This is a genomic window from Kitasatospora sp. NPDC001603, assembly GCF_040298365.1.
In the GTDB taxonomy this organism is placed as follows: Bacteria; Actinomycetota; Actinomycetes; order Streptomycetales; family Streptomycetaceae; genus Kitasatospora.
The window spans coordinates 55494-66582 of sequence record NZ_JBEPAA010000046.1 but is presented as its reverse complement, the minus strand read 5'-3'; the positions used below and the strand labels follow the sequence as shown (position 1 = coordinate 66582).

The 11089-nt window shown below is 77.5% G+C and carries 2 protein-coding genes; both read left to right on the top strand.

Annotation, left to right across the window (positions count from 1 at the left end; translation table 11 throughout):
* Positions 1-16 precede the first annotated feature (16 nt).
* On the top strand, positions 17-4426 hold the full coding sequence (locus ABT263_RS26000) for an SDR family NAD(P)-dependent oxidoreductase (RefSeq protein WP_352293814.1): 4410 nt from the start codon (positions 17-19) through the stop codon (positions 4424-4426).
* Between the two features lie 80 nt (positions 4427-4506).
* The gene (locus tag ABT263_RS25995; protein ID WP_352293812.1) at positions 4507-11052 is read left to right on the top strand and encodes a type I polyketide synthase; all 6546 of its coding nucleotides are present in this window, start codon (positions 4507-4509) and stop codon (positions 11050-11052) included.
* The last annotated feature ends 37 nt before the right edge of the window (positions 11053-11089 follow it).

Genomic DNA, 11089 nt, shown 5'->3' with positions numbered 1-11089 from the left:
CGGTGAGGTGGGTGAGTTGATCGTCCGCTGGCGGGACCGGATCCAGGTGGCGGCGCTGAACGGCCCGGCGGGGACGGTGGTGGCCGGTGAACCGGAGGCGCTGGACGAGCTTGTGACGCAGTGCCAGGAGCACGGGGTGCGGGCCCGGCGGATTCCGGTGGACTACGCCTCGCACACCTCGCAGGTGGAGCGGTTGCGCGAGGAACTGCTGGCGGTGCTCGCGCCGGTCGAGCCGGGCCCGGCCGAGGTGCCGTTCTACTCCTCGACGACCGGGAAGACGATGGAGGGGCGGGAGCTGGACGCCGCCTACTGGTACGCCAATCTGCGGCAGCCGGTGGAGTTCGAGGCCGCTACCCGGGCGCTGCTCGACGACGGCCACCGGGTCTTCGTCGAGGTCAGCCCCCACCCGGTGCTGACCACCAGCATCCAGGACACCGTCGAGAGCACGGCGGGTACGGCCACCGTGACGGGCACGCTGCGCCGCGACGAGGGTGGGCCGGAGCGCTTGCTGGCCTCGGTGGCCGGGCTCTGGGCCGCCGGTGTGCCGGTCGACTGGAGCGCCGCCACCGCCGGTGGCCGCCCGGTCGAGCTGCCCACCTACCCCTTCCAGCGCCGCCGCTACTGGGTGCAAGCGGCGGCGGACGAGCAGGGCGGTTCGGCCGCCGGCCTCGGGCTGGGCGACGCCGGCCATCCGCTGCTCGGCGCCGTGGTCGCCCCGGCGGGCGGTGACGGCCTGCTGCTCACCGGCCGGCTGTCGCGGCGCGGCTACCCGTGGCTCGCCGACCACGCCGTGCGGGAGACGGTGCTGCTGCCGGGGACGGCCTTCGTCGAGCTGGCCGTCCGGGCCGGTGACGAGGCCGGCTGCCCGGTCGTCGAGGACCTGGTCATCGAGGCGCCGCTGGCGCTGCCCGAGCGGGCGGCGGTCGGCATCCAGGTCGCGGTCGGGGACGCCGACGACACCGGACGGCGCACGGTGACCGTCCACGCCCGCCCGGGCGAGGGGCGGCCGTGGACCAGGCACGCCTCCGGGACCCTCGCCCCGGCCGACCCCGTGGAGGAGCCGGCCGACCTGGCCGTCTGGCCCCCCGCCGGTGCGGTCGCGGTGGACACCGCGGGCTTCTACGAGGGCCTCGACGAGGCCGGGTACCGCTACGGACCGGCGTTCCGCGGCCTGCGGACCCTCTGGCGGCGCGGTCCGGAGCTCTTCGCCGAGGTCGGCCTCCCGGAGTCCGAGCGCGCCGGGGCCGGGCGCTACGGACTGCACCCCGCCCTGCTGGACAGCGCCCTGCACGCCTGGGCGCTCCAGGGCGTCGGCGGCGCCGCCCGGCTCCCCTTCTCGTGGAGCGGGTTCCGCCTGCACGCCTCGGGCGCCACGGCGCTGCGGGTCCGGCTGGTGCCGACCGGTGAGGACAGCGTGTCGCTGCTGGTCGCCGACGAGGACGGCCGTCCGGTGGCATCGGCGGCCTCGCTGCTGGTCCGGGAGATCCCGGGCGGCGCGCTCGGGCAGCGCGAGGCGGTGGCCCCCGACGCGCTCTTCGACGTCGTCTGGCAGCCGCTGCCGCTCCCGGCCGGACCGGTCGCTCGGACGGCGCGGATCATGGTCACCGCGGCGGGCGACGCCGACCCGGCCCGGGCCGTCCGGGACGCCGTCCGGCACGCACTGACGGAGGTCCGGGCCAGGCTGGCCGAAACCCCCGCCGACGCGGGCCCGCTGGCCGTGGTGACCCGCGGTGCGGTGGCCGCCCGGGCGACGGACGGCGCGCCGGACCCGGTGGGCGCCGCCGTGCTGGGGCTGCTCCGCTCCGCCCAGGCCGAGCACCCCGGCCGGTTCGTCCTCGTCGACCTCGACGACGATCCGGCCGCCCCCGGGCTGCTGGACGCCGCCGTCGCCACCGGCGAGCCCCTACTCGCGGTCCGCGACGGCGTACTGCACGCCCCCCGGCTGGCCCGGGCGGTGGCGGCCCGGGGTGAACTGGCACTGCCCGACACGTCTGCGCTGCCCGACACGCCTGAGCTGCCCGCCACGCCTGAGCGGCCCGACACGCCCGCCTGGCACCTGACCGCCGACGCGTCGGGCACCCTGGAGGGCCTGGCGTTCGCCCCGCACCCCGAGGCGCTCGCGCCGCTGGCCGCCGGCGAGCTGCGGGTCGCCGTCCGTGCGGCCGGACTGAACTTCCGCGACACCCTGGTCGCGCTGGGGATGTACCCGGACCCGGCGGCGTACCTCGGCGGCGAGGGCGCCGGGGTGGTGCTGGAGACCGGCCCGGGGGTGACCGCCTTCGCCCCCGGGGACCGCGTCCTCGGCATGCTGCCCCGGTCCTTCGGACCGGTCGCGGTGGCCGATGCCCGGCTGGTGGCCCGGATTCCCGAGGGCTGGTCGTTCGCCGAGGCGGCGGCCATGCCGGTCGCCTTCCTGACGGCCTACTACGCCCTGTACGACCTGGCCGGCCTGCGCCCCGGCGAGTCGGTGCTGATCCACGCCGCCGCCGGCGGGGTCGGAACGGCCGCCGTGCAACTGGCCCGGCACCGGGGCGCCGAGGTCTACGGCACGGCCGGCCGGGGCAAGTGGCCGGCGCTGCGCTCGCTCGGCCTCGACGACGACCGCATCGCCGACTCGCGGACCACCGGCTTCGAGCAGGCGTTCCTGGCGGCCAGCGGCGGGCGCGGGATGGACGTCGTCCTGGACTGCCTCGCGGGGGAGTTCGTCGACGCCTCGCTGCGCCTGCTGCCCCGCGGCGGAAGGTTCGTCGAGCTGGGCAAGACCGACGTCCGCGCCGCCGGCGAGGTGGCCGCCGCGCACCCGGGCGTGACCTACCGGGCGTTCGACCTGGTGGCGGCCGCCGGACCGGACCGGATCCAGCAGATGCTGGCCGAACTGGTGGACCTCTTCGAGCAGGGCGTGCTGTCGCCGCTGCCGACGACCTGCTGGGACGTCCGGCGGGCACCCGAGGCCTTCCGGCAGCTGAGCCAGGCCAAGCTGGTCGGCAAGGTCGTGCTGACCGTCCCCCGGCAGCTGGGCCCCGAGGGCACGGTGCTGGTCACCGGTGGTACCGGCACGCTGGGGTCGCTGCTGGCCCGGCACCTGGTGACGGCGTACGGGGTGCGGCATCTGCTGCTGGTGAGCCGTGGTGGCCCGGCGGCCGAGGGTGCCGGCGAACTGGAGGCCTCGCTGCGCGAACTGGGCGCCGAGGTGACCATCGCGGCCTGCGACACCGCCGACCGCGACGCGCTGCGGGAGCTGCTCGCCGGGGTCCGACCGCCACTGAGCGGCGTCGTGCACACCGCGGGCGTGCTCGACGACGGCGTGGTGGAGTCCCTGACCGCCGAGCAGCTGGACGCGGTGCTGCGGCCCAAGGCCGACGCGGCACTCGCGCTGCACGAGCTCACCGCCGGTGAGGACCTCGCCGCCTTCGTCCTCTACTCCTCGGCCGCCGGTGTCTTCGGCAGCCCGGGGCAGGCCAACTACGCGGCGGCCAACGCCTTCCTGGACGCGCTCGCCGCCCGGCGGCGGGAGGCCGGCCGGCCGGCGCTCTCGCTCGCCTGGGGGCTCTGGGAGCCCCACAGCGGGATGACCGGACACCTCGGCGCGAGTGACCACGGCCGGCTGGCCAGGAGCGGCGCCCTCGGGATGACCCCGGAGCAGGGCCTCGCCCTGTTCGACGCCGCGGTCCGGCTGGACCGGTCGACGCTGGTGGCCGCGCCGCTCGACCTGGCCGGCCTGCGCGAGCGCGGCGGGGACGTCCCCCCGCTGCTGCGCGAGCTGGTCGCCCCGGCGCGCCGGACGGCCGGCAGCGGCCGGCCGGAGGACGGTTCGCTCGTCCTGCGGCTGACCAGGCTGCCCGCGGCCGAACGCACCCGCGTCCTGCTGCGGGCGGTCCGGGGCCACGCCGCCACCGTGCTCGGCCACGACGGGCCGGACCTGGTGGGGGCGGACCGCCCCTTCAAGGACCTCGGCTTCGACTCGCTGACCGCCGTCGAGCTGCGCAACCGGCTGAACACGGCCACCGGGCTGCGGCTGCCCGCCACCGTGGTCTTCGAGAGCCCGAGCGCGCGCGAACTCGCCGAGCGGCTGCGGCGGGAGCTCTTCCCCGACGGGGAGGCACCCGGGGCCGTCGCCGCCGCGGTGCCCGGTACCGGCGCCGACGAGGACGGGATCCGCCGGACCCTCGCCGCGCTGCCGCTCGACCGGCTGCGGGAACTGGGCCTGCTCGACGTGCTGTTGGGCCTCGCCGAGGAGGCCCCGGCCCCCGCGGCGGACGCCGGGCCGTCCCCCGAGCCGTCCGCTGTGTCGGCGTCCGACCCGGCGTCCGACCCGACGTCCGACCCGGCGTCCGACCCGGCGCCCGTCGCGGAGGACGAGCTCGACCGGCTCGACGGCATGGACGCCGAAGACCTGATCGCCCGCGCGTTCGGCAGCGCGACATGACGCCGCGCCCCGACCACCCGGCCGGTCCGCCCGCCCGGGCCCCGCACGCCGACCGACCCGGAACCGCCAGTGGAGGAAAGATGGCTGAGACCCAGGACCGCCTCGTCGAAGCCCTGCGGCTCTCGCTGAAGGAGAACGAGCTGCTGCGCCGGCGGAACGCCGAACTCGCCGACCCCGCGCCCGAACCGATCGCGATCGTGGGCATGGCCTGCCGCCTCCCGGGCGGGGTGCGCACCCCGCAGGACCTCTGGACGCTGCTGACCGACGGCGCGGACGTGATCGCCGACCTGCCCCGGGACCGCGGCTGGGACATCGACGGCCGGTACGACCCCGACCCGGACGTGCCCGGCACGTTCTACGTCCGGCAGGGCGGCTTCCTGACGGACGTCGCGGAGTTCGACGCGGAGTTCTTCGGCATCTCGCCGCGCGAGGCGCTCGGGATGGACCCCCAGCAGCGGCTGCTGCTGGAGACCTCCTGGGAGGCCGTCGAGGCGGCGGGCATCGACCCGCACTCCCTGCGCGGCAGCCGGACCGGCGTCTTCGCGGGCCTCGGCTACCACGACTACGGCACCCGGTTGGGCCGGGTGCCGGACGGGCTGGAGGGCTACCTGGGCAACGGCCGCTCGGGCAGCGTCGCCTCCGGCCGGGTCTCCTACACGCTCGGGCTGGAGGGGCCGGCCGTCACGGTGGACACGGCCTGCTCGTCCTCGCTGGTCGCGCTGCACCTCGCGGCCCGCTCGCTGCGCCAGGGCGAGTGCGACCTCGCGCTGGCCGGCGGGGTGACGGTGATGTCCACCCTGGACGGCATCCTGGAGCTGTCCCGCCAGCGGGCGCTGGCCCGGGACGGCCGCTCCAAGGCGTTCGGCGCCGGCGCCGACGGCATGAGCACGGCCGAGGGGGTCGGCCTGCTGCTGGTGGAGCGGCTCTCCGACGCCCGCCGCCTCGGCCACCCGGTGCTCGCGGTGCTCCGGGGCAGCGCGATCAACCAGGACGGCAGGTCGAACGGCCTGACCGCGCCGAACGGCGCCGCGCAGCGACGGGTGATCCGGCAGGCCCTCGCCGAGGCGCGGCTGACGCCGGACCAGGTCGACCTGCTGGAGGCGCACGGCACCGGCACCGCGCTGGGCGACCCGATCGAGGCCGTCGAGCTGCTGGCCACCTACGGCCAGGGCCGGCCGCCGGAGCACCCGGCCTGGCTGGGCTCGGTGAAGTCGAACCTCGGCCACACCCAGTTCGCCGCCGGTGTCACCGGGGTCATCAAGGCCGTCCTCGCGATGCGGCACGGGGTGCTGCCGAAGACGCTGCACGTGGCGGAGCCGACGGGGCAGGTGGACTGGTCGTCGGGTGCGGTGGAGCTGTTGACGCGGGCGCGGCCGTGGCCGGAGACGGGGCGGCCGAGGCGTTCGGCGGTGTCCTCGTTCGGGATCAGCGGGACCAACGCGCATGTGGTGCTGGAGCAGGCGCCGCCGGACCTGCCGGAGTCGGCGGAGGCGAGCGGGGACGGTGTGGTGCCGTGGTTGCTGTCGGGTGGTGACGAGGGTGCCCTGCGGGCTCAGGCCGGCCGGCTGGCGGCGCATCTGCGGGAGCGGCCGGAGCTGGGCGTGCGGGACGTCGGCCACGCGCTGGCGGTCACCCGGGCGGCGCTGCCGGAGCGGGCCGCGGTCCTGGGCGCGGACCGGGCGGCGCTGCTGCGCGGCCTGGACGCGCTGGCCGAGGGCCGGCCCGCCGCCGCGGTGGTCCGGTCCGCCGTCACCGAGCACGACGGCACCGTCTTCGTCTTCCCCGGCCAGGGCTCGCAGTGGGTCGGGATGGGCGTCGAGCTGCTGGCGGAGTCGGAGGTCTTCCGGGCCCGGATGGCGGAGTGCGCCGAGGCGCTGAAGCCCTTCGTCGACTGGGACCTCCTGGACGTGCTGCGGGGCGCGCCCGGCGCGCCGTCGCTGGACCGGATCGACGTCGTCCAGCCCGTGCTGTTCTCCGTCCTGGTGTCGCTGGCGGCGGTCTGGCGCTCCTACGGGGTGGAACCCTCGGCCGTGGTGGGGCACTCCCAGGGCGAGGTGGCGGCCGCCTGCGTGGCCGGCGTGCTGACGCTCCCGGACGCCGCCCGGCTGGCCGCGCTGCGCAGCCGGGCCCTGGCCCGACTGGCCGGACTCGGTGGGCTGGCCCCGGTGTTCCTGCCGGTGGAGCAGGTGCGCGAGCGCCTGCGGGCCTGGGAGGGCCGGCTCTCGGTGGCGGCCGTGAACGGGCCGGGCACCGTGGTGGTGTCGGGGGACCTCGACGCGCTGGGCGCCTTCGTGAAGGACTGCGAGGCGGACGGCGTCCGGGTCCGCCGGGTCCAGGCGGGCGTCGCCTCACACGGGCCGCAGATCGATCTGGTCCGGGACGAGCTGGCCGGGGTACTGGCGCCGGTCGTGCCGGGCCCGGCCGCGATCCCGTTCTACTCCTCGGTCACCGGGCGGCTGATGGAGGGGCGGGAGCTGGACGCCGCCTACTGGTACGCCAATCTGCGCCAGCCGGTGGAGTTCGAGGCCGCCACCCGGGCGCTGCTCGACGACGACCACCGGGTCTTCGTCGAGGTCAGCCCCCACCCGGTGCTGGCGGCCGGCATCCAGGACACCGTCGAGAGCGCGGAGGCCACGGCCACCGTGACGGGCACGCTGCGCCGCGACGAGGGCGGGCCGGAGCGCTTGCTGGCGTCGGTGGCCGGGCTCTGGGCCGCCGGTGTGCCGGTCGACTGGAGCGCCGCCACCGCCGGCGGCCGCCCGGTCGAGCTGCCCACCTACGCCTTCCAGCGCCGCCGCTACTGGCTCGACGCCGAGCCGGAGGAGGAGCCGGAGCCGGGCGGCCGGCCGCTCGCGGACCAGCCGTTCTGGGCGGCCGTCGAGCAGGGCGACATCGAGGCCCTGGCCCGCGCGCTGGGCGCCGGACCGGACGGCGGGGCGGCCGTCGACGCCCTGGCGCCCGCCCTGCCGCTGCTCGCCGCCTGGCGGCAGCGGCAGCGGACGCTGTCCGTGGTGGACGGCTGGCGCTACGTCATCGACTGGCAGCCGCTCCGCGAGCCGTCCGGGCCGGCCCTGTCCGGCACCTGGCTGGTGGTGGTCCCGGCCGGTGACACCGGTGACCCGTGGGCCGCCGCGGCCGAACGCGCCCTCGCCGAGCACGGCGCCCGGGTGCTGCGGATCGCGCTCGACCCGGCCGCGGACCGCGCCCGGCTGGCCGACCGGCTGCGCGAACTCGCCGGCGGGCCGGAGCCCCTGGCGGGCGTGCTGTCGCTGCTGGCGCCGGCCGGGCAGCCGCACCCCGAGCACCCCGCGCTGTCGGTGGGCCTGGTGCTCACGCTGACCCTGGTGCAGGCGCTCGGTGACGCCGGTGTCGCGGCCCCGCTCTGGTGCGCGACGCGCGGCGCGGTCACGGTCGGCGCCGCCGACCCGCTCGACAGCCCCGGCCAGGCCGCCCTCTGGGGCCTGGGCCGGACGGTCGCCCTGGAGCACCCCGACCGCTGGGGCGGCCTGGTCGACCTGCCCGGGCCGCCGGACGACCGGGCGCGCGCCCGGCTGTGCGGCGTGCTCGCGGGCATCGCCGACGAGGACCAGGTGGCCGTCCGGGCCGACGGCCTGTACGCGCGCCGGCTGGTCCGCGCGTCGTCCCCGGCCCCCGGGGCGGAGGTCGCAGCGGGGGCCGGGGCCGGGGCCGAGCCGGGGACGGCGGCCGAACCGGCCGGCTGGCGGCCGCGCGGCACCGTCCTGCTCACCGGCGCCACCGGGGCGGTCGGCCCCTACCTCGCCCGCTGGCTGGCCCGCAGCGGGGCCGAGCACCTGGTGCTCACCAGCCGCTCCGCCGCCGGCGGTCCGGCCACCGACGCGCTGCGGGCCGAACTCGCCGCCACCGGTACCAGGCTGACGGTCACCGCGTGCGACGTCGCGGACCGGTCGGCGCTCGCCGCGCTGGTGGCCCGGCTGGCGGCGGACGGCACGCCGGTGCGGGCCGTCGTGCACGCGGCCGCCTTCATCCGGCTGAGTTCGCTCGACGCCACCACCCCGGCGGAGTTCGCCGAGGTGGTCGCGGCCAAGGCGGACGGCGCCCGCCACCTCGACGAGATCTTCGACCGGGACGACCTGGACGCCTTCGTGCTCTTCTCGTCCGTCGCCGGGGTCTGGGGCAGCGGCGACCACGGCGCCTACGCGGTGGCCAACGCCTACCTGGACGCCCTCGCGCAGCAGCGCCGGGCCCGCGGGCTGCGGGCGACCTCGGTCGCCTGGGGGCTGTGGAACACCCCGGACCGCTGGGGCCCCGAGGGCCCGTCGAAGGAGGCCGAGCGCCGGCTGTTCCGGCAGGGGCTGCCGCTGATGGACCCCGAACCGGCCGTCGCCGCCCTCCAGCAGGTGCTGGACCGCGACGAGACCTTCGTCGCCCTGGTCGACGTGGCCTGGGACCGCTTCGTGCCGACCTTCGCCTCGGCCCGGCCGCGGCCGCTCCTGGACGCCATCCCCGAAGCCCGCCGGGGCCGCCGGAGCGAGCAGCCGGAGCCCGGGCACGCGGCGGACGCCCTCGCCCGGTGGCGCGACCGCCTGGCGGGCCGCCCGGCGGCGGAGGCCGACCGGGAGCTGCTGGAACTGGTCGCCGGGACGGTGGCGGCGGTGCTCGGCCACGACTCGCCCGAGGCGATCGCGACCGGGCGGCCCTTCCGCGAACTCGGCTTCGAGTCGCTGGCCTCGGTCGACCTGCGCAACCGGCTGAACGCCGCGACCGGCCTGCGGCTGCCGACCACCGTGGTCTTCGACCACCCGACGGTCCGGGCGCTCGCCGACCGGCTGCGGACCGAGATCCTGGGGGAGTCGCCCCGGGTGGCCGAGCACCCGGCGCCCGCCGGTGCCGCGGCCGGGGACGACCCCGTCGCGATCGTGGCGATGAGCTGCCGGCTGCCGGGCGGCGTCCGGACGCCCGAGGACCTCTGGCAGCTGCTCGACGCCGGTACGGACGCCGTCTCCGGGCTGCCCACCGAGCGCGGCTGGGACCTCGCGGGCCTCTACCACCCGCAGCCCGGACGCCCCGACACCACCTGCACGCGGGAGGGCGGATTCCTGCACGACGCCGCCGAGTTCGACCCCGGGTTCTTCGACATCGGCCCGAGCGAGGCGCTGGCGATGGACCCGCAGCAGCGGCTGCTGCTGGAGGCCTCCTGGGAGGCCGTCGAGCGGGCCGGCATCGACCCGCACGCCCTGCGCGGCAGCCGAACCGGCGTCTACATCGGCTCGCGCTACCAGGGCTACGGCGCCCGGGCCGAGGTCACCGACGAGCTGTCGGCGCACCTCGGTCTCGGCGACGTGATCAGCATCCTCTCCGGCCGGGTCTCCTACACCCTCGGCCTGGAGGGCCCGGCGGTCACCGTCGACACGGCGTGCTCGTCCTCGATGGTGGCCCTGCACCTGGCCGCCCAGGCGCTGCGCCAGGGCGACTGCTCGCTCGCCCTGGCGGGCGGGGTCACCGTGATGTCCTACCCGTCCGAACTGGTCGGGCTGAGCCGGCTGGGCGAGCTGTCGGCGGACGGCCGCTGCAAGTCCTTCTCGGCGGAGGCCGACGGCATGGGGATGGCCGAGGGCGTCGCCGTCGTCCTGCTGGAGCGGCTGTCGGACGCCCGCCGGCACGGGCACCCGGTGCTGGCCCTGGTCCGCGGCTCGGCCGTCAACCAGGACGGCGCGAGCAACGGGCTCACCGCGCCCAACGGTTCGGCGCAGCGGCGGGTGATCCAGCAGGCCCTGGCCAACGCCGACCTGACGCCCGATCAGGTCGACGCGGTGGAGGCGCACGGTACCGGTACGGCGCTGGGCGATCCGATCGAGGCCACCGCGCTGCTGGCCGCCTACGGCGCCGGCCGCTCGCCCGAACGGCCGCTCTGGCTGGGCACCATGAAGTCCAACATCGGCCACACCCAGTCGGCGTCCGGCGTGGCCGGAGTGATCAAGATGGTGCTGGCCATGCGGCACGGCGTGCTTCCCCGGACCTTGCACGCGGACCGGCCGTCACCGCAGGTGGACTGGGAGGCCGGCGCGGTCCGGCTGCTGACGCGGGCGCGGTCCTGGCCGGAGACCGGTCGGCCCAGGCGGGCCGGGGTGTCCTCGTTCGGGATGAGCGGCACCAACACCCATGTCGTGCTGGAACACGTGGCCGAGGACGCCCCGGACTCCGGGGGCGCTCCGGCCCGGCAGCACGGGCCGCTGCCCTGGGCACTGTCGGGCCGCAGCGCGGCCGGGCTGGCCGCCCAGGCGGCGCGCCTCGCCGCCTTCCTGGAGTCCGGGGCCGAGCCGTCCGCCCTGGACGTCGCCTTCTCGCTGGCCACCGGCCGGGCGGGCCTGGAGCACCGCGCGGTGGTGTTCGCCGCCGACCGGGAGGGATTCCTCGGCGGGCTCAAGGCGGTGGCCGAGGGGGCGCCGGCCGAGAACGTGATCGACGGCCGGCCGGAGGCGGACACCGCGGCCCCGGCGACCGGTACGGCCGGCGAACTGGAGGCGCTCGCCCGGCGGTGGGTGCGCGGCCAGGACGTCGACTGGCGCACCGCCCTGCCGGGCGGGCGGCGGGTGGACCTGCCCACCTACGCCTTCCAGCGCGAGGCCTTCTGGCTGACGCGCTGACGCGCTGACCCCCCCGGCACCCGCGCGGGCCGGCCCG

What these genes read in the sequence shown, in the direction of transcription:
- ABT263_RS25995 (WP_352293812.1), top strand. Translation starts at nt 4,507, where the DNA reads ATGGCTGAGACCCAGGACCGCCTCGTCGAAGCCCTGCGGCTCTCGCTG.